The sequence below is a fragment of the Pseudomonas sp. GW456-12-1-14-TSB6 genome (genome assembly GCF_059424205.1).
In genome coordinates this window covers 122,649-148,041 of sequence record NZ_JBWKZE010000014.1, presented here as the reverse complement: position 1 = coordinate 148,041, position 25,393 = coordinate 122,649, and the positions used below count along the sequence as shown (strand labels likewise).

Here is a 25,393-nt window from a genome sequence, read left to right as displayed (position 1 = left end):
TACAGGCGATTTTTTTTCATCAAGTTACTAGACGACCGGTCTGATATTGAGGGTATGCAACATGATTGATAACAGTCGCAACACGGATCTTTTTTCTCCCATGCAAATGGGCGCCCTGCAATTGACCAACCGGATTGTCATGGCGCCCGTGACCCGCAGCCGGATGGCTGAAGACGGCGTTCCGAACGAGTTGCACGCTACTTACTACGCACAGCGCGCGAGTGCCGGCTTGATCATTGCCGAAGCGACAAACATTTCGGCGCAGGGACGTGGCTACGCCATGACGCCGGGGATCTGGTCGGACGCGCAGGTGGCGGGCTGGAGAAAAGTCACGGACGCCGTCCATGCCGCAGGTGGCAGGATTGTCAGCCAGTTGTGGCACGTGGGGCGTTTTTCCAGCGTCGAGTTACAGCCCGACGGTGCCGCTCCCGTTGCGCCCTCGGCGATCAAGGCAGAAGGCAGCACCTACACCGAGAACGGCTTTGTCGAAGTGTCGACGCCCCGGGCGCTGGAGACGTCGGAGATTCCCGGCATCATTGAGCAATACAAGCGCGCCGCTGAAAATGCCAGGCGTGCCGGTTTCGATGGCGTGGAGGTTCATTCGGCGAACAGCTATCTGCTCGACCAGTTTCTGCGTGACTCGACCAATCAGCGTACTGACCGGTACGGCGGCACCATTGAGAACCGCGCCCGATTGACGCTTGAAGTCACTGAAGTGGTGATTTCGATCTGGGGCAGTGACCGCGTCGGCATTCGTCTTTCGCCGGTCACGCCCGATGCCGGAAACACACCTCCCGACAGCAATGTCATGGCGACCTACGGATATCTGATTCAGCAGCTCAACCGGCTCAATCTGGCCTATCTGCACTTCGTCGAAGGCGCCACCGCGACCTCGCGCACGGTTCCTGATGGCGTTGATCTGGATGCATTGAGCGCGCAGTTCGAAGGCCCCTTCATCGGCAATAACAACTACGACCTCGAGATGGCACTGGAGCGCCGGGCGCAGGGCCGGATTGACGCGGTGGCGTTCGGGCGCCTGTTCATTTCCAACCCCGACCTCGTGGAGCGCCTGCGTCGGGGCACCGAACTGACCATCGCACCACGCGAGAGCTACTACGGCGGCGGCGCCAAGGGCTACACCGACTGGCCAACGGCTGACCATTGATGTGTGCGCCCTGAACCGGATCGGCGCAGGGCGGCTTGATTGAAAAAACATTCACAGCAAACAGGAGTTCATCATGAGCCATCCAACTTACGTGCAGGAATACAACGCAATCGTCGAAGTGCTCAGCCAGTACAACGAAGGGGGAGCGAAGGCTGACAGCGCCTTAATGAAGCCCGCATTCAATGCTCAGGCGACCATGTTCGGGGTTGACGACGGCAAGCTCGTCGGCGGCGCGATCCAGAATCTGTATGACGTCATCGACAGCGCGTTCCGTCCATCCCCCGAAGCCGAAGCCGCCATCGTTCGCATCGACATCGTCGGCACGGCCGCGAGTGCCCGGGTCGATACCGACAACGTGTCGGGGTTCCGTTTCACCGACTTCTTCAACCTGCTGAAGGTAGACGGCAAGTGGACGATCGTCAGCAAGATCTACCACACCCACCCGAGCGCCTGAGCCTTCGTCGTCTGCCCCGGCAGTACCGGGGCAGCACCGTTTACGCCTGATCCATCGCCTCGGTCAGCCCCTGATCCTCACCCAGAAACCCGCCACTCTGATGCTGCCAAAGCCGCGCATAGGTGCCGTTCTTGGCCAGCAGTTCGGTGTGGGTGCCTTGCTCGATGATGCGCCCTTCATCCATGACAATCAGTCGGTCCATCGCCGCAATCGTCGACAGTCGATGGGCAATGGCGATCACGGTCTTGCCCTGCATCATTTCATCGAGGCTTTCCTGAATGGCGACTTCGACTTCGGAATCCAGGGCGCTTGTCGCTTCGTCCAGTAGAAGGATCGGCGCGTTTTTGAGCATCACCCGGGCGATGGCGATGCGTTGGCGCTGACCACCGGAAAGCTTGATGCCGCGTTCGCCCACCAGCGTGTCATAGCCGGTGTGGCCCTGGCGGTCGCTGAGCTGGTTGATGAAGCCGGCGGCCTGGGCGTTCGACGCAGCACGCTGGATCTGTTCGTCGGTCGCGTCCGGTCGGCCGTAGGCGATGTTGTCGCGAATGGAGCGGTGCAGCAGGGAGGTGTCCTGAGTGACCATGCCGATCGCGCTGCGCAGACTGTCCTGTGTCACCTGTGCGATGTTTTGCCCGTCGATGCGAATCTCGCCACGGTCCACATCATAGAAGCGCAGCAGCAGGTTGATCAGTGTGGATTTGCCGGCGCCGGAGCGGCCCACCAGACCGATTTTCTCCCCGGGCCGGATACTCAGGCTCAAGCCGTCGAGCACCTGGTGTTCGCCGTTGTAGTTGAAGCTCACGTTGTCGAATTCCACGGCGCCGCCGGAAGGCACCAATACGCCGGCGTCCGGCGCATCCTGCACCTTGGGGCCGCGGGTCAGGGTGTCCATGCCGTCCTGCACCGTGCCAATGTTCTCGAACAGCGACGTCATCTGCCACATGATCCAGTGCGACATACCGTTGATGCGCAACGCCATGGCCGTGATCGCCGCCACGGCGCCGGTGCCGACTTCGCCCTGATGCCACAGCCATAAGGCGTAGCCGCCGGCGCCCATGATCAGCCCGACCACCAGCGCCTGATTGACGATCTCGAACTGGCTGACCAGACGCATCTGGCGGAAACCGGTCTGCTTGAAGTCCTCCATTGCCGCCCGCGCAAAGTGCGCTTCACGTTTGGAGTGGGAGAACAGTTTGACGGTGGTGATGTTGGTGTAGGCGTCCGACACCCGCCCCGTCATTGATGATCGCGCGTGGGCCTGTTCCTGGCCGACCTGGCCCAGACGGGGCACGAAGTACAGCATCGCCAGCCCGAACAGCGCGACCCAGGCAATGAACGGCAGCATGAGTTTCAGGGCGAAACCGCCGGCCAGGGCGATGATCGCAATGAAATAGACGCCAATGCCCGGTGCGATCTCGATGACGGTGAACAGCACTTCGCGCACGGCCAGTGCGGTCTGCATCACCTTGGTCGTGACCCGGCCGGAAAACTCGTCGGAAAAGAATGAAAGGCTCTGCCGCAGCATCAGCCGATGAAAATCCCAGCGCAGACGCAACGGCAAATTGATCGCCAAGACCTGATGCTGAACCATGGTGCGCAGCGCCACCAGCCCGACACTGGTCAGCAGCACGAGGCCGATGCCCCACAGCACGCGGCTCTCCTGGCCGTTCACATCGCCGCCAGCCTGCCAGGCCGAAAGCAGGTCCACGACCTGACCCAGAAAGGAAAACAACCAGGCCTCGTAGATCGACACACCGGCACTGAGCAACGCCAGCGCGAGGATATAACCGCGAGCGCCACGGGTGCAGGCCCACAGGAACCGCGCCAGACCGACCGGCGGTGGCGGCGCTTCGTCGGGCGGGAAGGGGTCGAGCCGTTGTTCAAACAGGCGAAGCATTGGGGGTCTCCGAATTCATCAGTTGCGGGGATTCTGCCACTTATCGATCACATTGAGGGGCTGCAGGTTCAGTGCATGATCTTTTGAGGGAAAACCCTCATTGTTGTAACGCTGACGCCTTACTAGCATGAACTCCGACGTTGACCCACTCGATGGAGAGCACCATGGCTACCACGCAGACTGACGACAAGCGCCCAACCCCCGATCCTGCCGAGGACAACGCGTTTTTCCCCTCGCCGTATTCCCTCAGCCAGTTCACTTCGCCCAAATCCGATCTCAGTGATGCCGAGTACCCGAACCGTTACAAGGGCGGGCGCTGGAAGGTCCTGATGATCGGCGCGGACGAGCGCTATCTATTGACCGACAACGGCACCATGTTTTCCACGGGCAATCACCCGGTTGAAACCCTGCTGCCGATGTATCACCTGGACAAGGCCGGTTTCGGCTTCGACGTCGCGACGCTGTCGGGCAATCCGGTCAAGTTCGAATTCTGGGCCATGCCCTCCGAAGACGCCGAAGTGAAGGGCTTCTATGAGCAATATCGTGATCAGTTCAAGCGTCCGCTCAAGCTGTCCCAAGTGATCGAAGAAGCGCTGGGCGAGGACTCGGATTACATCGGCGTGTTCATTCCCGGCGGCCACGGTGCGCTGATCGGCCTGCCGGAAAGCGAGGACGTGAAGAAAGTCCTGCAATGGGCCGTCGCCAAGGACAAATTCGTCATTACTCTGTGCCACGGCCCGGCGGCGCTGCTGGCGGCCGGCCTCGGTGAAACAAAAGATTCATGCATCTTCAATGGCTACCGGATTTGCGCCTTTCCCGATGTCCTGGACGCGACAACCCCCGACATCGGTTACATGCCCGGCCACCTGACCTGGAAGTTCGGCGAGCAGTTGCAGGCGCTCGGTGTGGAAATCACTAACCAGGACATTTCCGGGGCCACGCTTCAGGATCGCAAACTGCTGACCGGTGACAGTCCGCTGGCGGGCAACGCGCTGGGCAAACTGGCGGCGGCCGCGCTCCTCAAAGAGGTCACGTCGGGGTGAGCTCCGGACCTGCCGAGGCACTCTTGCGCGCCGCCCTCGACATCGAGGCGGCGCCCACGCTAGTGGCGATCCAGAAGGCCGTTCGCGGTTTTGCCGGGGCCTATGGTTACAATCGGTTCGTCCTGTTCTCCGCCACCTCGGCGTCGGAGGACGTGGTCGAGCGCATTTACTGGGTGGAGGGCGACTGGTTTTGTGATGGCACTGGCGTCGACGCCGAAACCTACGTTCAGCGCTGCCCAGTAACTCGCCACCTGTTGGACGCCCGCGAATCGTTCTTCTGGAGCAAGGTGCAGGAGGAGAGCGGCGAACTTTATCGGCTGGTTCGCGTGCCCAGTGGCCCGGGCGTGCATGGATTGCAGATTCCGGTCTTCGGCCCGCAAGGGCTTGAAGGCGCCATGAGCCTGGGAGGCGAACAGATCGATGCCTCGGCGCGGGTTCGTCTGGCGTTGGGCATGCTCGCCACGGTGGCGTTTCACTCGGCACGACGCTTGCTCGAAGCGCCGCTGGACGAGACAGCCGGGAAACTCTCGACCCGTGAGCGCGAAGTGCTGGCGTGGGTCGCCGCCGGTCGGCGACAGGCCGACATTGCTGCCACGCTCGGCTTGTCCGGCCGTACAGTGGAAAATCACCTGCGTTCGGCCCGTCGGCATCTCGGCGTGGCCACCACCGCTCAGGCCATCAAAATTGCCATTCGCAAAGGGGAAATAAAGGGGTGAGGTTCTCACTCTGCCGGTGCCGTGCTTGAACGGTGGTGCAAAACTCCTATGATGCAAAGGGCCTGCTCCGGCTGTCTGTAACCGGCGCCGCCCCCTACGTTTTTTAGAGAGATCGATCCTCGTGGAGTCTTTTCCGGACGCATTGCACGAATCCCTCACGACCCAATTCATTTTCGGTCCGTTCTGTGTCGTTCCAGGCAAACGGCTGCTGACCCGCAACGGGGTGGCGGTCGAGATCGGCGGGCGGGCGCTGGATCTGCTAATCGCCTTGCTCGAGCAACCGGGGCGCGTGCTGTCCAAATACGACCTGATCGACAAGGTTTGGCCCGACAGCGTGGTGGCCGAAGGCAGCCTGCGTTTTCACATGACCGGCCTGCGGCGGATTCTCGGGGATGGCGAGGAACAGGCGCGTTACATCGCGACCCAGGTCGGCGTGGGTTATGCCTTCGTCGCGCCGCTGGAAAGAAAACAGACCGCTGTTCAACCGGCGCCCATCGCGCCCCGAGCCACTGATGGCGTTTGCAGTCTGCCGCCACGGGCAAAATTGATCGGCCGCGAGACCGATCTGCAACTGGTCATCGACCATATGCAGCAACCAAGGCTGTTTACCATCGTCGGCCCCGGCGGCGTCGGCAAGACCAGCCTGGCCATCGAAGTGGCGCACCGCATCGCCGCCCAGGGTTATGAGCGCGTCAGTTTCGTCGATTTGGCGCAAGTGGAAGACTGCGCGCTGGTGCCGTCGGCGCTGGCCCGATCGCTGGACATCCCGGTGCAGGCGGAAGACCCGATGTTTGTACTGCTCGCGCATTTGCGTGAGCAGCGGCTGATGCTGGTGATCGACAACTGCGAACACCTTATCGACGCGGTGTCGACGCTCCTGGAGCAGATCAGCGACACCGCGCCGGAGGTCGGGGTTCTGGCCACCAGTCGCGAGCCGCTGCGGGTGCGTGGCGAACACGTGCACTGGCTCAATCCGCTGGAATTTCCCCGTGAGCCGCAACACCTCTCGGTTGCGGAGTTGCTGGCATTTCCGGCCATCAAGCTGTTTGTCGAACGTGCATCGTCGAGCAACGCCGCGCTGCTGCTGGAAGCGGACGGAGGGCAAATGATTGCGGACATTTGCCAGCGGCTGGAGGGCATGGCGCTGCCGATCGAACTGGCGGCGATGCGGGTCGCCAGCCACGGATTGAAGGCCACCCACGCGCTGCTCGGCGAGCGTTTCTCCCTGGGCTGGTCGGGGCGCAGGACAGCGGTGCCGCGCCATCAGACCCTGCGCGCCATGCTCGACTGGAGTTATGACCTGCTGTCACCGCAAGAGCGCCTGGCGCTGGAGCGGTTTTCGGTCTTCGTCGGGCCGTTCTCCCAGGAAGCCGCCGCTCAGGTGGTGGCCGAGTCGCAACACGAAAGCGCCACGGCGGCGGCGATCCTTGATGATCTGGTGTGCAAGGGGCTGGTCACGGTCGATCACAGCGACTCGACGGATTCGTATCGCTTGCTCGAGATGACCCGTGCCTACGCCCGGGAAAAACTGGCGGCGCGGGGAGAGGCCGAGGTCAATGCGCTGGCGTTCCGGCACGCGGCGTTTTACATGGATCTGCTCGGCCATCTGGGGACTGCGCCCGACGAAATTTTCCGTCACTCGGCGCGTCTGGCCAGCCAGTTGGGCAACGTTCGCGGTGCGCTGGAATGGAGCTTCGGGCCCCACGGCGATCCGGGACTGGCGTTGCCGCTGGCGGCTGCGAGCGCGCCGTTGTTCCTGCATTTTTCCTTGCTGGTCGAGTGCCGCACCTGGTGCTCCCGGGCGGTGGAACTGCTGGAACTGGGGTACTACGGCACGCCCACCGAAATGGAACTGCAGGCCGCGCTCGGCCTGGTGCTGATGTTCACCCGAGGCAACAGTGAAGCCGCTGAAAAGGCCTTGCTCCGGGCGCAGGACATTGCCGTCGCGCTGAACGACTACGGCTCTCAGCTGAGGTTGCTGGGCCGCTTGCAGATCTTCTACGAACGCATCGGTGATTTCCCTTCGTCGCTGGCCTGGGCGGAGCAGGCCGCTGTGGTCGGCAATATCCTCAACGAGCCCGCCGCCATCGCGATTGCCGCATCGCTGACCGGCATCTCCCATCATCTGCTCGGCAATCAGCGTCTGGCCCGCCAGGAACTGGAAAGCTCGCTGCGCAACAGCTTGCCGTCCCATCCCAGCAACACGATTTACTACGGCTTCGATCACCGCAATCGCACGGGCCTGGCGCTGGCGCGGTCACTCTGGCTGCAGGGCTATCCCGATCAGGCCCGGCGCTTGGCCGAGCAGATCGAGGCCGAAGCATTCGCGCTGCAGCATCCGGTCACTTACTGCATCGCCATGGTCTGGATCTTGTGCATCTATATCTGGACCGGTGATCTGGCGAAGGCCACCGCGAGCCTCGAGCGGTTCAGCGCCATCGCCGAAACCAACGCACTCGGCCCTTACATTGCCGCCTGCCACGGGTTGCGAGCGGCGATCGCCATCCGCGCCGAGGAACCCGGCGAAGCAGTTGCCATGCTGGAGGAAAGTCTGGCGCGGTTGCGGGGCATGCGTTACGAACTGCTCACGACCTCATTCGAAATCGCACTGGCCGAAGGCCTGATTCTGGTGGGTCAACACCCAAAGGCACTGACCCTGGTCGACAGCACCATCGATCACTGCCGCCGAAGCGGTGATGCCTTTGCGCTGCCGGAATTACTGCGAATCAAGGCCGGTATTCTCAAGGTTATCCAGGCCGATGATGAGCAGGCCATATTGGCGGTTCTTGAGGATTCCATTGCGCTGAGCCGCGAGCAGGGCGCGTGGGCGTGGGAGTTGCGGTCATCGATGGATCTGGCCCGTTTCTGGCTTGAACAGGGTCAGCCGGATCAGGCCCGGACGTTGCTCGGCGCCTGTCGCGAGCGGGCTTCGGAAGGCTTCGACAGCCTTGATCTGCGTCGGCTGGAAAGCTTCTGGCAGAGCCTGCCCGCTACTCCGGCGTAATCAGGGCGGCCATTTTCACCAGGTCCGCCAGCGAACGGGCCTTCATCTTGCGCATCACCTTGCCGCGATGGGCCTTGACGGTGATTTCGCTGATGTTGAGATCGGCGGCAATCAGCTTGTTCAGCCGTCCGCTGACCACCGAGGCCATGATTTCCTGCTCGCGCGGCGTCAGGGTCTTGTAGGCCTCGAGCAGTGCGCGCAGATTCTTTTCTCCCTCCAGCGCCACACGACTGCTTTGCAGCGCATCGGCCATGGCGCTGAGGATCACCTCGTCGTTGAACGGTTTGGTCAGAAACTCCACCGCGCCGGCCTTCAGGGCCCGCACCGTGCGCGGAATATCGCCGTAGCCGGTGATGAAGATGATCGGCATGTTGTGGCGTTCATCGGCCAGGGCGGTCTGCAGATCCAGGCCGCTCAGGTCGGGCAGGTTGATGTCCAGCACCAGACAACTGGGCACCAGCGCCCGGGGCGCGTCGAGAAAATCCTGCGCCGACTCGAACAGCCGTGGCTGCCAACCGGCGAAGCGGATCATCAGTTCGAGCGACTCGCGCACGGAAATGTCGTCATCGACAACGAAGACGACGGGCGTGACCTCACTCATCGGTAATGCTCCACGGGAAGGGGCGATTGCGTTGTTCGCGTTCAACATGTCGATTCCTTGTTCTGTTCGGCTTCACGCTCAGTCGAGGGGCAGGGCGGCGCTCAGGGCCTTGAGCAATTGGGCTTCGCTGAAGGGTTTGAACAGGCACTCCACGGCGCCACCGTTCAGCAGCTTCGCCTGTTCGCTGGCGTCGCCGTGCGCGGTGATGAAAATCACCGGAATGCGATAGTCACGCCGCAGCAGCTCGCGTTGCAGATCCGGGCCCGACATCCCCGGCATGGCCACGTCGAGAATCAGGCAATGGGTCAGGTCCAGATAGGGCGATGCCAGAAACGCCTGCGCTGAGGCAAACGCCTGGACGGCAAAGCCGAACTCCTTGATCAGGTCCGGCAGGGATTCACGAACCGATTCGTCGTCATCGACCACCGATACGAGCAAATGCGTACCCATCAATCATTCTCCACGGTGTGATCGGCGAGGTCGCGGTTAGCGGTTTGCGGCAAGTCCGTCGAATTCGGGATGGCAAAGGTAAACGTCGCACCCGGTCCGTCGTTGGCGCTGGCCCAGAGTTTGCCGTCGTGGCGTTCGATGATCGAGCGACTGATGGACAGACCGACGCCCATGCCCGAGCTTTTGGTGGTGTAGAACGCATTGAAAATGCGTTCGATGTCCTGCGGATCGACGCCGTTGCCGCTGTCCTTCACCGCCAGGTAAACGCTCTCGTCCGCGCCAAGCCCGGTGCTGACGATCAATTGCCGGGGCCGGCCGTGGACCGCACTCATGGCCTCGGCGGCATTCATGATCAGGTTGAGGATCACCTGCTGCAGCTGGACCCGGTCGCCTCTGACCAGCGGCAGGGTTTCGGCAAATTGCGGATGCAGCACCACGCCGTTGCGTTGCAGTTCGCCCAGCAGCATGGCGATGACTTCCCGTGCCGCGTCATTCAGATTGACGTCCTCGATCGTGATGCTTTTTTTCGAGAACAGCGCCCGCAGTCGATTGATCACATCGGCTGCGCGATTGCCATCGCGAATGGTGCGGCGCGCGGTTTCCCGGGCGCCATCGACATTCGGCGGGTCGGCGCCCAGCATCCGCAGGCAGGTGCTGGCGTTGGTGATGATGCCGGCCAGTGGTTGATTGACCTCATGGGCAATCGACGCCGTGACCGCGCCGAGGCTCGCGACCCTGGCCAGGTGCGTCAGTTCCGAGCGCGCCTTGCTCAAGACCTCTTCGGCGAGCCGGCGCTGAGTGATGTCCTGCAGGGCGGCGATGTATTCGAAGCCGTCCGGCGCATGGGCGATCGAGTGCGCCACCAGTCGCACGTATTTCACCGTGCCGTCGGGCATCAGCAGCCGATGTTCGTGTTCGAAGTCACGCCCCTTGCGGCGCTGGCGCTTGATCATTTCCCGATGGCTGGAGATGTCGTCCGGATGCACGCGGCGATAGATCGCCTCGAAGCCGGGCGGCGTGTCCGGGTCCAGTTCAAGGATGCGGTAGACCTCGTCCGACCAGGTGATCTCGTCGGTGCTCACCCGCCAGGAAAACGTACCGGTGGCGCTCAGGCGTTGGGCCTTGGCCAGAAAGACTTCCGCCCGTTTGCGGTCTTCGATATCGGTGTTCTCGCCGTACCAGCGCACGATCCGCCCCGTGTCATCACGCTGGGGCACGGCGCGGATCAGGAACCAGCGGTAAACGCCGTCGAAGCGTCTCAGTCGGGCCTCGTATTCACCGGCGTTGCCCGATTGCAGAATCCCTTGCCAATAAACCGCCAGGCCCGGTGCGTCGTCGGGGTGGATGGACGCCGTCCAGCCGTCACCGCAGGCTTGTTCGACGGACATGCCGGTGTAGTCGCACCAGCGCTGATTGACGAAGCCGACGTTGCCTTCCGGCGAGGCGCTCCAGACAAAACCGGGAACGGCGTCGATGATCCCGCGCAGACGTTCTTCCGACGCGCTGACTTCGGCCAGGGCACTGGCGATCAAGGCCTTGTCCCGGCGGCGCTCATCGATATCGACCTGCAGCACGCACCAGCGGGTGATGGTGCCTTCGCTGTCTCTGATCGGCAGGCCGCGCACATGGAACCAGCGATAGACACCGTCGGCGCGGCGAATCCGGTGCTCGTTCTCATAGGGCGTGCCGGTACTGACCGAGTGCATCCAGGCAGCGATGACCGAGGGCAGGTCGTCCGGGTGCACGGTCTCGCTGGCCTGCCAGTTTTTCAGTTCATGCAGCGGGGCGCCGATGTACTCCATGATTTGCCGGTTGACCTGTTCCAGTTCACCGGACGGCGTCATGAAGACGACCATGGCCGGGATGCTGTCGATGATCGAGTCGATCCCCGGCGCCGGCATGATCGCGTCACCCGCGCGGCCTGGACCGTCCTCGATGACGCGCTCCTGCTCGTTCGTCATACCGATTCTCATTGTGTGCAGTCACCGTTGAACAAAGATGCGCCTTCGGATGGCACTCGCCCATCATACTTTGGTGTCGCCCGTGGCGAATATCGGCCGACATTGCACACTGCGATGGGCACCACAGTGGCGCTTTTGTAAGCCACTGTATCTACGCCCCCCCAAGCCATACAAGGATGCAAACGGACCTGTCTGCGAAAACGCGTGGATACATCCGCCGCGCAGCCTTGGCCCTGGTTTCAACGTCCTTCGACGTTGAGTGAAAGCAACGTGACGTCCGCGCTCCTGCCACCCGAAAGGCAGCAGGACCGGTCGTCCCGATGACAGGGCAGAACATGATGAAAGCAGTGGTTATCCAGGCCTTTGGCGGGCCCGAAGTGTTGACGGTGCAGGACATTCAACTGGCAGAACCGGGGCCCGGGCAAGTCCTGGTCAAGGTCATGGCGGCGGGTATCAATTTCATGGACACCGGTGCCCGACGCGGGCTCGGCGCTGCCTGGGAGCTACCGCTGACGCTGGGTGCAGAAGGCGCCGGCGTCGTCCTGGCCAGCGGCCCGCAGGTGACGGAGTTCGCTGTCGGTGACCGCGTGGCCTGGCATTACGTACCGGGCAGCTACGCCGAACAGGTGATCGCCCCGGTCAGTCAGTTGGTGCCGCTGCCGGAGGAAATCGACTTCGCCACCGCCGCCAGCCTGATGATGCAGGGCCTGACCGCCAGCAATCTGGTGGACAAGGTGCACGCGATCCAGCCGGGCGACGTAGCCTTGGTGCATGCGGCGGCCGGGGGCGTGGGGCTGATGCTGACCCAGTTGATCAAGCTGCTGGGCGGCAAGGTCATAGGCCGGGTTTCTCATGCCGACAAGGTCGAGGCGGTGCTCGCGGCGGGGGCGGACTATGTGGTGATCGGGCGAGCGCAAAACATTGCCGCCCAGGTCATGCGCCTGACCGACGGGCAGCGGGTGAATGTGGTGTACGACGGCACCGGCGCGGAAGGGTTCGCCGACTCGCTGGAGCTGCTGGATTATTTCGGCACCCTGGCCTTGTACGGGCCGTTCATGAACCCGATCCCGCCGATCGATATCTTCAGCATGCCGCGCAGCATCAAGCTGACGTATCCCTCGGTCATGCACTACGTGCGCAACCGCGAGGTGCTGCTGGAAAAATCCCGGCAACTGTTCGCGTGGGTCAGTGCCGGCAAACTGAAAGCCGTGATCGGCAAGCGTTATTCACTGGATGATGCGCAACAGGCCCATCGCGATATCGAGTCGCGCAACACGACGGGCAAGCTGATCATCGTCCCTTGACGCCACGCCAGATCAGCAGGGCCGCCAACACCTGACTACCGGCGAAAAACGTGAACAGGTGTTGTGCGGTCCATCCGGCATCCAGCAGAAACCCGGCGACCACCGGCGAAATGATCGCCCCCAGACGCCCCGTCGCCAGCACCACGCCGACGCCGGTCGTACGGACCGACGTGCAGAACGCTTGAGGGGCCAGGACATACAGAGCCGCGACTGCACCATTGAGCATCAGCCCCAGCGTGACCGCCACAAGTGTCGCCAGACCGGGGACGCGAGTGGCCGGCAGCATCAGTGGCAGCAGGGCGGCGTTGAGCAGCAGAAAACCCGACAACAAACGTCGGCAGCCGTAACGATTGGCCGCCAGTCCCAGCAGCAGGGCGCCGAGCATGCCACCCAGCGCCAACAGCATCCCGATCCGGGCGCCTTGTTGGTCGGTAAAGCCATTGTCGACCAACAGGGCCGGCGTCCAGCTCATCACGAAGTAAAAGCAGAACATCAACAGAAAGAGTGCCAGCGCCAGCGATAGAGTCTGTTGCCATTGACCGGGCGAAAACGGCCGGCTGACGTCGTCAGGCGACAGTGGAGGAATAGGCGCGCGGTGTTCAAGTGCCAGAAATGACGGCGATTCTCGCAGCCAGAAGACACCGACCAATGCCGCCGCCAGCGTGATGCAACCCCCGGCCAGAAAGACATACCGCCAGCCCATCAAATCATTCAATACATGGGCCAGCACACCGCCCAGACTGGCGCCCATCGCAAAGGCGAGGGATTGCAGGGCGATGGCCAGATTGCGCCGCTGCGGGCTGGCGTGTTCGAACGTCAGCACGTTTGCCCCCACCAGCACCGCCCCCGTGCCGATGCCGGTCAGCAAACGCAGGAACATCAACACGTGATGATCCGGGCTCCAGAACGACAGCAACATGCTCAGGCCGCTGAGCAGCAGGCCGGCGAGCAACAAAGGCCTGCGCCCGAAGCGGTCGGCCCTGGGCGCGGCCAGCAGCGAACCGAGCGCCATCCCGACCAGGCTTGCGCTCAACAACAGGCCCAGTTGCGCGCCGCTCAACGCCCACTCGGCCGAAACCCGGCTGGCGGTGAAGGCCATGGCCATCACGTCGAGTCCGTCAATCACGTTGAACAGCATGCACAGCCCGATCACCCACCACGGCGAAGTGGACGATGGTGTGCCGCTCAGGCGTTCGAGCGCTGTTTCCCCACGCATCCGCGATCCTTGTTCCGCTCTGTGATTCAAATGGGTCTTTTCCCCGCCGCATTCTGCCCGTTAACCGCTGCTGAGTTCGAGCGCGATTTTGCACGCCGGGCCTGCGCGTCATACCAAGGTATCGACCGACACCATCGTGTAATCGCCCCGGTGCCAGCGCAGTGGTCTGATCCGATTGGCGATGCCTTTCGAATAATGACTACAAGGAGATCCATCATGGTTGCGGTTTCGTCCGGTCTTACCTGGCGCCATTGCCTGGCGTCATCCATCAGGGGCGGCGCGCTCGGCGTTGCCGTACTCGCTGGCAGCAGCGGCGTCTGGGCCGCGACCCCGGCAGCGGATCCGGCGCAAGCCATTCGCCCGTACACCATCCATGTGGACGAAGCGAAATTGAGCGACCTGCGCAAACGCATCGCCGACACTCGCTGGCCGGACAAGGAAACGGTCGGCGACGTGTCCCAGGGAGTGCAACTGGCGCAGGTCCAGGCGTTGGTGAAGTATTGGGGCGACGGCTATGACTGGCGCAAGGCTGAAGCGAAGCTCAACGCCTTGCCGGAGTTTGTGACCACCATCGACGGCGTCGACATCCAGTTCATCCACGTGCGTTCGCGCAATCCCAATGCGATGCCGCTGATCCTCACCCACGGCTGGCCGGGTTCGCAGTTCGAATTTCTCAAGACCATCGGCCCGCTGACCGATCCCGTGGCCTATGGCGGCAAGGTCGAGGACTCGTTCGATGTGGTGATCCCGTCGATTCCCGGCCATGGTTTTTCCGGCAAACCGACCGAGCTCGGCTGGGGGCCTGACCGGGTGGCGAAGGCCTGGGATGTGTTGATGAAACGTCTGGGCTACAGCCATTACGTGTCCCAGGGCGGCGATCACGGCTCGGTGATTTCCGATGCGCTGGGTCGCCTGGCGCCGCCCGGTTTGCTGGGCATCCACCTGAACATGCCGGCCACCGTGCCGCCGGAACTGGTCAAGCCGATCAACAGCGGCGATCCGGCCCCGGCAGGGCTGACCGCGCCGGAGGTGACGGCCTTCAATTCGCTCAGCCAGTTCTTCGGTCGCAACGCCGCCTACGGCGCAATGATGGTGACCCGACCGCAGACCATCGGTTATCTGCTGGCCGATTCGCCTGCCGGCACGGCAGCGTGGATGTATGAAAAATTCGCCGCGTGGACCGATAGCGACGGTCAGCCCGAGAAAGTCCTGAGCCGCGATGAAATGCTCGATGACATCAGCCTGTACTGGCTGACCGACAGCGGGGCGTCGTCCTCCCGTTTCTACTGGGAGAACAACAACAATAACTTCAGCGCCGCCGCGCAGAAGACTGCCGACATCAAGGTGCCGGTGGCGATCACCGTGTTCCCCCACGAAATCTACCGCGCGCCGAAAGTCTGGTCGCAGCGCGCCTATCCGTCGCTGGCCTACTTCAGTGAAGTCAGCAAGGGCGGTCACTTCGCGGCATGGGAGCAACCGCAACTGTTCAGCGAAGAACTGCGCGAAGCCTTCCGGCCACTGCGCGCGGCCGCGCAGAAGACCACTGCGCAGGCAGCCCGCTGACCCTGCAATCCGCAAGCACTTCAACCCTAAGCCCTTGACCACAAAGCCCGGAACCGCCCCCCGGCGGTTCACGAGGGAGACCCGGCATGACTGACTCTAACGCTGTAACCCCATCCCGGCGCGTGCTCGCCGGTTCGATCCTGGCGCTTGCGCTGGGCATCGCCTCGGCATTCGCCAGCGCCGCCGAAGTGCCCGCCGGCAAGATCGACGCCATTACCGCCGGCACCCACGTTTCGTTCGGCGCGCTGAAACACGTCAAGGCCGGATTGCTCGACGTGTCCTACGCCGAAGTCGGTCCCGCCGACGGTCCGGTGGTCATCCTGCTGCACGGCTGGCCCTACGATATTCACAGCTACACCGACGTGGCGCCGGCACTGGCGCAGAAAGGCTATCGGGTGCTGATCCCTTACGCGCGCGGCTATGGCGACACGCGTTTCCTGTCTGCCAAAACCGTGCGCAACGGCCAGCCGGCGGCGCTGGCCAAAGATCTGATCGACTTCATGGACGCCCTGAAGATCAAACAGGCCGTGCTTGGCGGCTATGACTGGGGCGCGCGCACCGCCGACATCGTCGCCGCGCTCTGGCCCGAGCGGGTGAAGGCGTTGGTGGCGGTGAGCGGTTACCTGATCGGCAGCCAGGAAGCGGGCAAGACGCCGCTGCCGCCGGCGGCGGAGTTGCAGTGGTGGTATCAGTTTTACTTTGCGACCGAACGCGGTCGTCTGGGCTACGAAAAGAACACCCACGACTTCGCCAAACTGATCTGGCAGCTGGCCTCGCCGAAGTGGAACTTCGACGACGCGACTTACGAGCGCAGCGCCGCCGCGTTGCAGAACCCGGATCACGTCGCCGTGTCGATCTTCAACTACCGCTGGCGCCTGGGGCTGATCAAAGGGGAAGCGCAATACGATCCGCTGGAGAAAAAACTGGCGGCATTCCCCTCGATCAGCGTGCCGACCATCACCCTCGAAGGCGACGCCAATGGTGCGCCGCACCCACCGGCCGAGGCCTACGCCAAACGCTTTACCGGCAAGTACGAGTACCGGCTGATCAGCGGCGGCATCGGCCACAACCTGCCGCAGGAAGCGCCGCAAGCGTTCGCCCAGGCGGTGATCGATGCCGATCATCTCTGATTGCCGGCCGAAGGGGATCCGACCATGAAATTCAACCATTGGGCCGTGCTGCCAGCGGCCATTGCGCTCGCGGCACTGGCGGCCACCGGTGTCGCGTTGGGCGAGGCCGATGACGGCGATGCCTCGCCGATCTACGGCGTGAAGCTGCCGAAAAACTATCGGCAGTGGGCGCTGATTGCCCCGGCCCAGGAAGCCGCGCCGCTGGATGAACTGCGTGCGGTGCTGGGCAATGACCGGGCGATCAAGGCTTACCAGAGCGCGACGTTGCCGTTTCCCGACGGCACGGTGCTGGTGAAGCTGGCGTGGAAACACGTGCAGTCGCCGGAATTCGAACCGGCCTCGATTCCAGGGGCGGCCACCACCGTTCAGGTGATGGTCAAGGACTCGCGCAAATACGCCTCGACCGGTGGCTGGGGATTCGGCCGTTTCATTAACGGCAAACCCGCCGATGAAGCCCAGCACCAGACCTGCTTTGCCTGCCATCAGGCGCGGGTGCAGAACCACGATTTTGTCTTCACTCGATACGCTCCCTGAATCCGACATACGAGGAACATCCAGATGAAAAAAACACTGATTGCACTGAGCATCGCTGCGGGCCTGTGCCTGGGCGCCAATGCCTTCGCCCAAACCGCCAAACCCACGGTCGTGCTGGTGCACGGCGCATTTGCCGACGCGTCGAGCTGGAACGGCGTGGCGAAGATTCTCGAGAAGGACGGCTACACGGTGATCGCCGCCGCCAATCCGCTGCGCGGCGTCAAGAGCGATGGCGCAGCGGTATCGGCCTTGCTGAGCAGCATCCAGTCTCCGGTGGTGCTGGTCGGTCATTCCTATGGCGGCAACGTCATCAGTGATGCGGCCAACGATCATGCCAATATCAAAGCGCTGGTCTACGTCAGCGCGTTTGCCCCAGAGGCCGGTGAAACCGTCGCCGGGCTGGCCGGCAAGTTTCCCGGCAGCACCCTCGGGCCAACGCTGGCGCCACCCGTTGCGCTGGCCGATGGCGGCAAGGACTTGTACATCCAGCAGAGCAAGTTCCACGACCAGTTCGCCGCCGATGTCCCGGCTGCACAAGCGGCGCTGATGGCGGCTACTCAACGTCCGGTCACCGAAGCGGCGCTGAACGAGCAGGCCGGAACGCCGGCCTGGAAGCACATTCCGTCGTGGTACATCTACGGCGACAAGGACAAGAACATCCCGCCCCAGGCGATGGCGTTCATGGCCAAGCGTGCAGATGCCAGGGCCGTCGAGGTGGTCAAGGGCGCCTCGCACGTGGTGATGGTGTCGAACCCGGCACCGGTGGCGCGGCTGATTGAAAAAGCCGCTGCAGCCAACTGAAACCCTGCGACGTGCCGAGGCGCGTCGCAGCTCTGTCACTTCCCGCTCAGGCAACGGACACCTGCGGCGATGTTGCCGGTGCCAGTCTGAGCAGGGGGGTGATGCCGAGCATCAACAGCAGTACCGCGAACAGCAAGGTGTACGCCGGGCCGTAGTGTCCGGCGTATTCGCGCAGGGCACCGAACAGCAGCGGCCCGAGCGCGGCGATCAGGTAACCGATGAACAACATGAACACCGTCCACAATCCGGCCTGTTCGCTGGTGCGGGCGTGATCCAGCGGCAAGGTCATGGCCACGGTGAAGCCCATGCCCAGGCCGATGGCCGCGAGCACCACATACAGCATCGGCCAGTACGCCGGCAGGAACGCCATCCCGCCCACCCCGAGCAGGGCCAGCAACGCCGACAGCCCAAGCAAACCGCGCCGGTCGTGGGCCTTGCCCGGAATCAGCCCCGCACCGACGCTGGCCACGGCGAACACCGCCGTAAAAATGCCCAGCAGGACGCCCGGGGAAACACTCGATGTGGCCGCTTCCACCGAGGCGGGCGCCATCCAGGCGAAGAGGGCATAGACCACGAATTGCCCGGCCCCGAAATTCAACGCGATCAGCCACGCCTGCGGATTGCCCCAGGGCAGACGCTTGCTCTGGGGCGACGACTTCACCACTGGCACCGGTGTCGCAAAACGCCGTGCCATCCACACCCAACTGGCGATGGCGGTGAGGCACAGCACGCTCCAGACTCCGGCGCTGACTCGCCAGTCTTGCGCCAGCTCGGCAATCGGTGCGCTGAGCACCGCCGCGAGGGTCGCGCCCAGACTCAAGCCGCCGGCATAGATGCCCATGAACAGCGCCGGGCGTTGCGCAAAGTGAGTCTTGATCCACGCGCCGGTCATCGCGCCGGCAACCGCAATGCCGATGCTGGCGAAGAACGTACTGCCGAGCAGGAAGAGTGCATTCGGCGAGATCGCCCGCAACAAGGTCGAGGCGCCCAACAACGTCAGGGCGACCACCACACTGCGATCGATCCCGAAGCGACTGGCCAGGCTCGGAACCACCAGCGCGAACACACCCATGCACACGTCGGGAATCGAAGTCAGCAGCGCGGCCTGGGTGTAGCTCAACTGGAAGTGCTGCTGGATCAACAGCAGAATCGGCCCCACCGAAATGATCGGCGGCCGCAGGGCGATGGACAGGATCAGCAGGCCGATCACCGCCGTGACGCTCTGCTGGTGGCCGGAGAGATTTCGGGTGATTGCCATGGGAAAAGCCTCATTGATGAACAATGAGCGCAAGGCTAACAATCGGCCGGCCATGGCAAATGCCAGGGTTTGTCGCCAAAGTGACAATCGCCGCTTTAACACGATCAAGGTCTGTTTTCAGGAGACTCCAGCGATGAAGCAGGAGGTGCGCAAGATCATCGCCCAGCGTGATTCCGCGCCGCGCAGCGAACGTTATCCCGATTATCAGGACGTGCCGCGAGTGATGACCGTGCTGGTGCGTGATCAGGCCACCGGCGAATACAACGAGCCGCACGTGCATCGGCACGGGCAGTTGCTGTATGCCTCGAACGGCGTGATGCGGGTGGCCACCGAGCGCGGCTTGTGGATCCTGCCGCCGAAACGGGCGCTGTGGATTCCGCCCGGAATGATCCACGACCAGTTGATGCTGAGCGCGGTCAAGATGCGCTCGATCTACATCGAGCCGCAAGCCTGCGCAGAGCTGGGCCATCACTGCAAAGTACTGGAGATCCCCGGACTGCTGCGCGAGTTGATTCTGGCCCTGGCCGAGCAACCGATCGAATACCCGCAGGAGGGCCGTAACGCACACATCGTGGCCCTGATACTCAGTGAGTTGCAGGCGGCGCGGACGTTGCCGATCGAAGTGCCGTGGCCGGTGGATCGGCGTCTGGTCACGGTGTGCGAGGCGATTCTGCAGGACCCCGGACAAGACCATTCGATCGGTTACTGGGCTGACCGGGTCGGCGCCAGTTCGCGCACGCTGATACGCCTGTTCGTCAATGAAACCGGTCTGAATTTCCGCCACTGGCTGCAGCAGGTACGGCTGGCGACCGCTATCGATCGGCTCGACAAGGGGCAATCCGTCGGGGTGATTGCCCGGGATCTGGGCTACGCCAGCCAGAGTGCCTTCAGTGCGATGTTCAGGCGAGTGATGGGCGAATCGCCCCGTGAATTTCTCGTTCGCGATTAGCGCGTTTCGGCGATTCCGATACCTTCGTATTCTGTCGTCGAAGGGAGGCGGGTGGTATCAATGACACTGCTGTTGCAGGTGCACTGAACACCCAGCCTCGTTCCGCGAGGAACCTTCGAAGAGTGAGAATCCTGATGCTTTTATACCTATCGACCTGGTCCGAAATCGCCCAATTCCTCGAACGCAGCCGCACCATCGTCATCCCGATCGGTTCCAACGAACAGCACGGGCCGACCGGCCTGCTGGGCACCGACTGGATGTGCCCGGAAATCATCGCCCATGAAGCGCAGAAAAACGCCGACATCCTGATTGCCCCGACCTTCAACATCGGCATGGCGCAACATCACCTCGGCTTCCCCGGCACCATCTCGCTCCGGCCTTCGACCTTCATCGCCGCCATCGCCGACTGGACCCGTTCGCTGGCCGCCCACGGCTTTGAAAAGATCTTTTTCCTCAATGGCCACGGCGGCAACATCGCGTCAATCGAAGCGGCGTTTTCGGAGCTGTACGCCGAAGCGAGTTTCGCCCGCCGCAAGGCCGGGTTCGCCCTGAAGCTGTGCAACTGGTGGGATCTGGAAGGGGTCAACGAGCTGGCGCGCGAGCAGTTCCCGACCGGCCACGGCATTCATGCCACGCCTTCGGAAATCGCCGTGACCCAATGGGCCTACCCCGATTCCATCAAGTCGGCCGACTACTCGCCACAGATCGCCAATTGGGGGCCGATCCGGGAAGCGGCGGATTTCCGTGCCCGTCACCCGGACGGCCGCATGGGCTCGGACCCGGCCCAGGCTTCGCCGGAAAAAGGCCGGCAACTGGTGGAAATGGCCGCTCGTGGCCTGGTGCAGGAGGTGCAGGCCTTCAGCCGCGAGTCATTACCCGACTGAACCGTCGCCCTGATCAACGCCCGGATGTTCCGGGCGTTGCTGTTTCAACCCTTGGGAAAATCGCCATGTGGACTATCAAGCACAGCTACATCGATGGCGCGTTCGTGCCCGTTCAGGGCCGCGAAACGATCGAATGCATCAACCCGGCGACGGAATCCGTCATCGGAACGGTCACCCTGGCCAATCGCGAGGATGCCAGGCAAGCCATCGCCGCCGCCCAGCGTGCGCAAGTCACGATGGGCCGCACCTCGAAAGCCGAGCGCATCGACATGCTCAAGCGCCTGCAGGCGGCGGTGCTGGAGAGCACCGAAGAGATACGCGACACCGCTATCGAGGAATACGGCGCACCGTTGGCCCGTGCGCAATGGGTCAGCCAGTACGCCTCGCAATCCTTCGCCAACGCGGCGCAGATTCTCGAAAACTACGAGCTGGTGCGGCCTGTGGGTCGTGCAAGCGTCGTGATGGAACCGGTCGGGGTGTCCGCGTTGTTCGCCCCCTGGAACAGCACCGCCGGTACGGTGTGCAGCAAACTGGCGGCGGCGATTGCCGGCGGCTGCGCCTCGGTCATCAAGCCGAGCGAACTCAGCCCGTTGCAGACCCAGGTGCTCGCGCTCGCCTTGCACCGTGCGGAACTGCCAAACGGGGTGATCAATATTGTCTTGGGCCGTGGCGGCGAAGTGGGCGACGAGATCAGCACCAGCCCGCACATCGCGAAGATTTCGTTCACCGGTTCCACCGCCACCGGAAAACTCATTGCCCGCGCGGGTATCGAGACCATGAAGCGGGTGAGCCTGTCGCTCACCGGCAAGTCGGCGTCCATCGTGCTCGACGACGCGGATCTCGAGGCGGCCATCCCCATGGCCCTGAATGCCGCCTTCATGAACAACGGTCAGGCCTGTGTCGCCGGCACACGGCTGTTGGTGCCGCGCGCGTTCCTGCCGCAGGTGATCGAGCGGGTAAGAGCCTTGGTCGACGCCATAGTGGTCGGTAATCCCCATGATCCGGCGACGGCCATCGGCCCGTTGGTCAACCAGGCGCAGTTTGATCGCGTGCAGGGTTTTATCCGGCGCGGGCTGGAGCAGGGCGCGCGATTGATCGTCGGCGGGGAGGGCCGTCCTGCCGGGCTGAGCCAGGGCTATTTCGTCAAGCCCACGGTGTTTGCCGACGTCAGCAACGACATGGACATTGCCCGGGAAGAGATCTTCGGCCCGGTGCTGTCGATCATCGCTTATGACGATGAAGAACACGCCATTCGCATCGCCAATGCCAGCGTCTACGGTTTGCAGGCCTATGTGTTTACCCGCGAGGCGGAACGGGGTCGACGCATCGCTGCGCGTCTGGAGGCCGGTTCGGTGTTGATCAACCGGATCGCACCGGAGCTGCTCGCGCCGTTTGGCGGGGTCAAGCAGTCGGGGATCGGCAGGGAATTTGGCGTGTCCGGGCTGGAGGCGTTTCTTGAAGCGAAAAGCATCGTAGAGGACTGACCACGGCAGCAGGGCAAACAGGATCAATCCTGCTTGTCCTGCTTGTCCTGCTTGCCTTGCTTACGCCATTGCGGATCAGCCCAGTGCTTCGATGGCCTGCGCAACACCCGCACCGTACGCCGGATCGGCCTGGGTGCAGTTATCGATGTGGCGTTGCCGGGTCTGGGCGCTGGCGCCATGGATCGAGCGCGCGGTGTTCTCGAACAAGACCTGTTGCTGGGCGGGGGACATGGCCCGGAACAGTGCGCCCGGTTGCGAGAAGTAGTCGTCGTCCTCGCGGTGATTCCAGTGCCCGGCGCTGCCTTTGAGGGCCAGCGGCGGTTCGCTGAAATCCGGTTGCTCGGCCCACTGGCCATAGCTGTTGGGCTCGTAGCCGATTGTGCTTCCCGCGTTCGCATCGGTGCGCATCTGGCCGTCCCGGTGATAGCTGTTGACCGGGCAGCGCGGCGCGTTCACCGGGATCTGATGATGGTTGACGCCGACGCGATAGCGCTGGGCATCGCCATAGGAGAACAGGCGGGCCTGGAGCATTTTGTCCGGTGAGAAGCTGATGCCGGGCACCACGTTGGCCGGGTTGAAGGCCGCCTGTTCGACGTCGGCGAAGTAGTTGTCCGGGTTGCGGTTGAGTTCGAGCACGCCGACTTCGATCAACGGGTAATCCGCGTGGGGCCAGACTTTGGTCAGGTCGAACGGGTTGATTGGGTAGGTCTCGGCGTCCAGCTCCGGCATCACTTGTACGTAGAGCTTCCATTGCGGGAAGTGGCCTTCCTCGATGGCGTTGTACAGGTCGCGCTGGGCGCTTTCGCGGTCATCGCCGATCAGTGTCGCGGCTTGTTGATCGGTCAGGTTCTCGATGCCTTGTTGAGTCTTCCAGGTGAACTTCACCCAGAAACGTTCGTTCGCCGGGCTGATGAAACTGAAGGTGTGGCTGCCGAAACCGTGCATGTGGCGGTAGGTGCGCGGCAGGCCACGATCGCTCATGACAATCGTGACCTGATGCAGCGCTTCCGGCAGTAAGGTCCAGAAATCCCAGTTGTTGCGCGCGCTGCGCATGTTGGTGCGCGGGTCGCGTTTGACCGCATGGTTGAGGTCGGGGAATTTCAACGGGTCGCGCAGAAAGAACACCGGCGTGTTGTTGCCCACCAGATCCCAGTTGCCTTGCTCGGTATAGAACTTGATGGCGAATCCGCGGATGTCACGCTCGGCATCCGCCGCGCCACGCTCACCGGCCACGGTCGAGAAACGGACGAACACATCGGTGGTCTTGCCCACGCTGGAAAACAGTCTGGCCTTGGTGAAGCGGCTGATGTCATGGGTGACGGTGAAGGTGCCGAACGCACCGGAACCCTTGGCGTGCATGCGCCGCTCGGGGATGACTTCCCGATCGAAGTGCGCCAGTTTTTCCAGCAACCATACGTCCTGCAACAGCATCGGGCCTCTGGGGCCGGCGGTCTGTACGTTGTTGTTATCAACCACGGGCGCGCCCGCGGCAGTCGTCAGCTTGTTCATGCGCAACTCCTGGCTTTTGTCGGTTTCCCGCCATCACATCAAAAGCCTTGGGCGCGATCTATTGCACCTTGGTGTCGCCGGATAGTACGAAGGTGTGGTTGGAAGATTGGGCGTTTTGCTGTCGGCAAAAGACGGATCAGGCGAGGGTGATGCTGACCTTGATGTTGTTGCGCGTGGCCTTGGAGTAGGGGCAGTTCTGGTGCGCTGCGTCGATCAGCTGGAGCGCCACTTGCGGTTCGATATCCGGCAGCGACACCGCCAGTCGGGCCTGCAGGAAGAACCCGTGCTCGCCATGAGCCAGATCGACTTGCGCATCAACCATCGCTTGTGCAGGAAAACCGATCTTGCGCGCATTGCAGGCGTGGCGCAGCGAGCCGAGGAAACAGGCCGACCAGCACACGGCAAACAATTGCTCGGGGTTGGTTCCGGTGCCGGGCGCGCCCGGTGGTGAAAGCTTGAGATCCAGTCGGCCATCGTCACTGCGTCCTGTGCCCTCGCGGCCGCCTGTGGTGCAGGTATGCGCGGAGTAGAGGGTTTTTTCGATATCGATCATGGGCATTCCCTGAAAAGCATTTCACAGCGAAAGGGCGGTTCATGTTGCCCGTGTGGGTTCATGACATTCACGTACCGATGCACCCGCCAGCGCGTCGGCCGTGGCCACGGCGTCAGTGCCCCGATGGCCCAGATTGTCGAGCAGGGTCGAGCGGGCGATCTCGATCAGCCAGGCGCGAAACGGAAAGCTCGGGTCATGGGCGGCCTGTTCCTGGTAGAGCGCCCTGAAGGCTTGCTGAACGAGGCTGCCGGTGTCTTCGCGACGGATCCGCCCGGCCTGCACCTGACCTTCGTAGAAGGCGATAAGCAACGGTGTCACCGTCGCGAACAGCTGTTGCGCCTCACCCCGGCCATGCCGGACGGCGCCCGCAACCAAGGCATACAATTCGTCGTTGCCGAGCCGGTCTGACTCGCACAGGCAAGTGTGGCGATAACCTTCAGCCATGGTCGAATCCCTCGCAAAACCATCGTTCGACTGAGCGCGGCTGCCGGAAAGATTTGCAGGTGGCCTGGCGTTCAGCGGTGAGATTCAAGCCTGCCTTCACAGCCGAATGACTGCCAGTTATGCGTTGTTAGCGCTTGTTAGCGCCCGGCTATCGAGGTATGTCGCGTGGTGACTTTTTCGCTGGCCACTCAAGACGCTGCAGCGGTTTTCGATGCCCGTGGCCTGCAGGAAACGGCGGTACGGTGTACGAGCATTTTTGACATCTCTGTCCCTTTGCCATCGTCACAACCATGTAGGAAACGTCCGATATTTATTTAGCAAATTTCCTACATTTTGTTTGCCTCCCTAACAAAAAACGTGGTTATTATCCGCCGGCGCTTCGGGTCACAAACCCGGCGCCAGAAGATTGCCGTGTGTCTACAGACCCGGCAGTCGCAGCCGATCGGGACCACCCTGGCGCTGTCATCCCC

General features: G+C 62.7%; 22 protein-coding genes. 13 read left to right on the top strand and 9 right to left on the bottom strand.

Going from position 1 to position 25,393, the window contains the following annotated elements:
* The first annotated feature begins 61 nt into the window (after positions 1-61).
* Both AC07Y2_RS15450 and AC07Y2_RS15445 read left to right on the top strand, forming a co-directional pair.
* Positions 62-1,165: an alkene reductase gene (locus AC07Y2_RS15450; RefSeq protein WP_103386299.1), complete on the top strand. Its 1,104-nt coding sequence runs from the start codon at positions 62-64 to the stop codon at positions 1,163-1,165.
* Between the two features lie 73 nt (positions 1,166-1,238).
* Positions 1,239-1,619, top strand: a complete 381-nt coding sequence (locus tag AC07Y2_RS15445) for a nuclear transport factor 2 family protein (RefSeq protein ID WP_039771019.1) — start codon at positions 1,239-1,241, stop codon at positions 1,617-1,619.
* 40 nt (positions 1,620-1,659) lie between these two features.
* On the opposite strand, the gene AC07Y2_RS15440 is transcribed toward AC07Y2_RS15445, so the two are convergent.
* On the bottom strand, positions 1,660-3,519 hold the full coding sequence (locus AC07Y2_RS15440) for an ABC transporter ATP-binding protein (protein WP_103386298.1): 1,860 nt from the start codon (positions 3,517-3,519) through the stop codon (positions 1,660-1,662).
* 164 nt (positions 3,520-3,683) lie between these two features.
* On the opposite strand from AC07Y2_RS15440, the gene hchA reads away from it, so the two are divergent.
* The 3 genes from hchA to AC07Y2_RS15425 all read left to right on the top strand — a co-directional run bounded on the left by hchA (position 3,684) and on the right by AC07Y2_RS15425 (position 8,282).
* Positions 3,684-4,562, top strand: a complete 879-nt coding sequence (gene hchA, locus AC07Y2_RS15435; RefSeq protein ID WP_074690713.1) for a glyoxalase III HchA — start codon at positions 3,684-3,686, stop codon at positions 4,560-4,562.
* Complete coding sequence (locus tag AC07Y2_RS15430) at positions 4,559-5,278, top strand: PA1136 family autoinducer-binding transcriptional regulator (protein ID WP_103386297.1); 720 nt, start codon at positions 4,559-4,561, stop codon at positions 5,276-5,278. Before hchA ends, AC07Y2_RS15430 begins: the two co-directional genes overlap by 4 nt.
* 121 nt (positions 5,279-5,399) lie before the next feature.
* On the top strand, positions 5,400-8,282 hold the full coding sequence (locus tag AC07Y2_RS15425) for an ATP-binding protein (protein WP_103386296.1): 2,883 nt from the start codon (positions 5,400-5,402) through the stop codon (positions 8,280-8,282).
* Here the strand turns inward: AC07Y2_RS15425 and AC07Y2_RS15420 are convergent.
* From AC07Y2_RS15420 to AC07Y2_RS15410, 3 genes are all read right to left on the bottom strand, one after another.
* Positions 8,269-8,883, bottom strand: coding sequence for a response regulator transcription factor (locus AC07Y2_RS15420; RefSeq protein WP_103386295.1), 615 nt, complete (start codon positions 8,881-8,883; stop codon positions 8,269-8,271). The two genes, AC07Y2_RS15425 and AC07Y2_RS15420, sit on opposite strands and share 14 nt — an antisense overlap.
* A gap of 78 nt (positions 8,884-8,961) precedes the next feature.
* Complete coding sequence (locus tag AC07Y2_RS15415) at positions 8,962-9,333, bottom strand: response regulator (RefSeq protein ID WP_064382027.1); 372 nt, start codon at positions 9,331-9,333, stop codon at positions 8,962-8,964.
* Positions 9,333-11,294: a PAS domain-containing sensor histidine kinase gene (locus AC07Y2_RS15410; protein WP_256587004.1), complete on the bottom strand. Its 1,962-nt coding sequence runs from the start codon at positions 11,292-11,294 to the stop codon at positions 9,333-9,335. The genes AC07Y2_RS15415 and AC07Y2_RS15410 overlap by 1 nt, the downstream gene beginning before the upstream one ends.
* A gap of 338 nt (positions 11,295-11,632) precedes the next feature.
* Here AC07Y2_RS15410 and AC07Y2_RS15405 point away from each other — a divergent pair, with 338 nt between their 5' ends.
* Positions 11,633-12,598 carry a quinone oxidoreductase family protein gene (locus AC07Y2_RS15405; RefSeq protein ID WP_178082856.1) on the top strand — a complete coding sequence of 322 codons (966 nt, stop codon included), beginning with the start codon at positions 11,633-11,635 and terminating at the stop codon, positions 12,596-12,598.
* On the opposite strand, the gene AC07Y2_RS15400 is transcribed toward AC07Y2_RS15405, so the two are convergent.
* The gene (locus AC07Y2_RS15400; RefSeq protein WP_103386292.1) at positions 12,585-13,814 is read right to left on the bottom strand and encodes an MFS transporter; all 1,230 of its coding nucleotides are present in this window, start codon (positions 13,812-13,814) and stop codon (positions 12,585-12,587) included. The genes AC07Y2_RS15405 and AC07Y2_RS15400 overlap by 14 nt on opposite strands.
* Positions 13,815-14,030: 216 nt before the next feature.
* On the opposite strand from AC07Y2_RS15400, the gene AC07Y2_RS15395 reads away from it, so the two are divergent.
* From AC07Y2_RS15395 to AC07Y2_RS15380, 4 genes are all read left to right on the top strand, one after another.
* Positions 14,031-15,377 carry an epoxide hydrolase family protein gene (locus tag AC07Y2_RS15395; RefSeq protein ID WP_103386291.1) on the top strand — a complete coding sequence of 449 codons (1,347 nt, stop codon included), beginning with the start codon at positions 14,031-14,033 and terminating at the stop codon, positions 15,375-15,377.
* Positions 15,378-15,463: 86 nt separating this feature from the next.
* On the top strand, positions 15,464-16,507 hold the full coding sequence (locus AC07Y2_RS15390) for an alpha/beta fold hydrolase (RefSeq protein ID WP_103386290.1): 1,044 nt from the start codon (positions 15,464-15,466) through the stop codon (positions 16,505-16,507).
* A 24-nt stretch (positions 16,508-16,531) separates the two neighbouring features.
* Positions 16,532-17,041: a cytochrome P460 family protein gene (locus AC07Y2_RS15385; RefSeq protein ID WP_103386289.1), complete on the top strand. Its 510-nt coding sequence runs from the start codon at positions 16,532-16,534 to the stop codon at positions 17,039-17,041.
* Positions 17,042-17,065: 24 nt separating this feature from the next.
* Complete coding sequence (locus tag AC07Y2_RS15380) at positions 17,066-17,842, top strand: alpha/beta fold hydrolase (RefSeq protein ID WP_103386288.1); 777 nt, start codon at positions 17,066-17,068, stop codon at positions 17,840-17,842.
* Between the two features lie 46 nt (positions 17,843-17,888).
* On the opposite strand, the gene AC07Y2_RS15375 is transcribed toward AC07Y2_RS15380, so the two are convergent.
* Complete coding sequence (locus AC07Y2_RS15375; protein ID WP_103386287.1) at positions 17,889-19,100, bottom strand: MFS transporter; 1,212 nt, start codon at positions 19,098-19,100, stop codon at positions 17,889-17,891.
* A gap of 133 nt (positions 19,101-19,233) precedes the next feature.
* Here AC07Y2_RS15375 and AC07Y2_RS15370 point away from each other — a divergent pair, with 133 nt between their 5' ends.
* The 3 genes from AC07Y2_RS15370 (at position 19,234) to AC07Y2_RS15360 (ending at position 22,417) form a co-directional block, all read left to right on the top strand.
* Positions 19,234-20,049 carry an AraC family transcriptional regulator gene (locus AC07Y2_RS15370; RefSeq protein WP_103386286.1) on the top strand — a complete coding sequence of 272 codons (816 nt, stop codon included), beginning with the start codon at positions 19,234-19,236 and terminating at the stop codon, positions 20,047-20,049.
* 134 nt (positions 20,050-20,183) lie between these two features.
* Positions 20,184-20,933 (top strand): creatininase family protein, encoded by a 750-nt coding sequence (locus AC07Y2_RS15365; RefSeq protein ID WP_064595644.1) that lies wholly within the window; start codon positions 20,184-20,186, stop codon positions 20,931-20,933.
* A 65-nt stretch (positions 20,934-20,998) separates the two neighbouring features.
* Entirely contained in the window at positions 20,999-22,417 is a 1,419-nt protein-coding gene (locus AC07Y2_RS15360) for an aldehyde dehydrogenase family protein (RefSeq protein ID WP_103386285.1), read from the top strand.
* Between the two features lie 75 nt (positions 22,418-22,492).
* On the opposite strand, the gene AC07Y2_RS15355 is transcribed toward AC07Y2_RS15360, so the two are convergent.
* The 3 genes from AC07Y2_RS15355 to AC07Y2_RS15345 all read right to left on the bottom strand — a co-directional run bounded on the left by AC07Y2_RS15355 (position 22,493) and on the right by AC07Y2_RS15345 (position 24,923).
* Positions 22,493-23,926, bottom strand: a complete 1,434-nt coding sequence (locus AC07Y2_RS15355; protein ID WP_064595648.1) for a catalase — start codon at positions 23,924-23,926, stop codon at positions 22,493-22,495.
* A gap of 136 nt (positions 23,927-24,062) precedes the next feature.
* Positions 24,063-24,479 (bottom strand): organic hydroperoxide resistance protein, encoded by a 417-nt coding sequence (locus AC07Y2_RS15350; protein ID WP_039771053.1) that lies wholly within the window; start codon positions 24,477-24,479, stop codon positions 24,063-24,065.
* A 39-nt stretch (positions 24,480-24,518) separates the two neighbouring features.
* Positions 24,519-24,923 carry a hypothetical protein gene (locus AC07Y2_RS15345; RefSeq protein ID WP_103386284.1) on the bottom strand — a complete coding sequence of 135 codons (405 nt, stop codon included), beginning with the start codon at positions 24,921-24,923 and terminating at the stop codon, positions 24,519-24,521.
* Positions 24,924-25,393 lie beyond the last annotated feature (470 nt).

Excerpts from the sequence above, each read along its gene's own strand:
- AC07Y2_RS15450 (WP_103386299.1), top strand. The coding sequence starts at position 62 with ATGATTGATAACAGTCGCAACACGGATCTTTTTTCTCCCATGCAAATG.
- AC07Y2_RS15445 (WP_039771019.1), top strand. The coding sequence starts at position 1,239 with ATGAGCCATCCAACTTACGTGCAGGAATACAACGCAATCGTCGAAGTG.
- AC07Y2_RS15440 (WP_103386298.1), bottom strand. The coding sequence starts at position 3,519 with ATGCTTCGCCTGTTTGAACAACGGCTCGACCCCTTCCCGCCCGACGAA.
- hchA (WP_074690713.1), top strand. The coding sequence starts at position 3,684 with ATGGCTACCACGCAGACTGACGACAAGCGCCCAACCCCCGATCCTGCC.
- AC07Y2_RS15420 (WP_103386295.1), bottom strand. The coding sequence starts at position 8,883 with ATGAGTGAGGTCACGCCCGTCGTCTTCGTTGTCGATGACGACATTTCC.
- AC07Y2_RS15415 (WP_064382027.1), bottom strand. The coding sequence starts at position 9,333 with ATGGGTACGCATTTGCTCGTATCGGTGGTCGATGACGACGAATCGGTT.
- AC07Y2_RS15410 (WP_256587004.1), bottom strand. The coding sequence starts at position 11,294 with ATGACGAACGAGCAGGAGCGCGTCATCGAGGACGGTCCAGGCCGCGCG.
- AC07Y2_RS15405 (WP_178082856.1), top strand. The coding sequence starts at position 11,633 with ATGAAAGCAGTGGTTATCCAGGCCTTTGGCGGGCCCGAAGTGTTGACG.
- AC07Y2_RS15400 (WP_103386292.1), bottom strand. The coding sequence starts at position 13,814 with ATGCGTGGGGAAACAGCGCTCGAACGCCTGAGCGGCACACCATCGTCC.
- AC07Y2_RS15395 (WP_103386291.1), top strand. The coding sequence starts at position 14,031 with ATGGTTGCGGTTTCGTCCGGTCTTACCTGGCGCCATTGCCTGGCGTCA.
- AC07Y2_RS15390 (WP_103386290.1), top strand. The coding sequence starts at position 15,464 with ATGACTGACTCTAACGCTGTAACCCCATCCCGGCGCGTGCTCGCCGGT.
- AC07Y2_RS15385 (WP_103386289.1), top strand. The coding sequence starts at position 16,532 with ATGAAATTCAACCATTGGGCCGTGCTGCCAGCGGCCATTGCGCTCGCG.
- AC07Y2_RS15380 (WP_103386288.1), top strand. The coding sequence starts at position 17,066 with ATGAAAAAAACACTGATTGCACTGAGCATCGCTGCGGGCCTGTGCCTG.
- AC07Y2_RS15375 (WP_103386287.1), bottom strand. The coding sequence starts at position 19,100 with ATGGCAATCACCCGAAATCTCTCCGGCCACCAGCAGAGCGTCACGGCG.
- AC07Y2_RS15370 (WP_103386286.1), top strand. The coding sequence starts at position 19,234 with ATGAAGCAGGAGGTGCGCAAGATCATCGCCCAGCGTGATTCCGCGCCG.
- AC07Y2_RS15365 (WP_064595644.1), top strand. The coding sequence starts at position 20,184 with ATGCTTTTATACCTATCGACCTGGTCCGAAATCGCCCAATTCCTCGAA.
- AC07Y2_RS15360 (WP_103386285.1), top strand. The coding sequence starts at position 20,999 with ATGTGGACTATCAAGCACAGCTACATCGATGGCGCGTTCGTGCCCGTT.
- AC07Y2_RS15355 (WP_064595648.1), bottom strand. The coding sequence starts at position 23,926 with ATGAACAAGCTGACGACTGCCGCGGGCGCGCCCGTGGTTGATAACAAC.
- AC07Y2_RS15350 (WP_039771053.1), bottom strand. The coding sequence starts at position 24,479 with ATGATCGATATCGAAAAAACCCTCTACTCCGCGCATACCTGCACCACA.
- AC07Y2_RS15345 (WP_103386284.1), bottom strand. The coding sequence starts at position 24,923 with ATGGCTGAAGGTTATCGCCACACTTGCCTGTGCGAGTCAGACCGGCTC.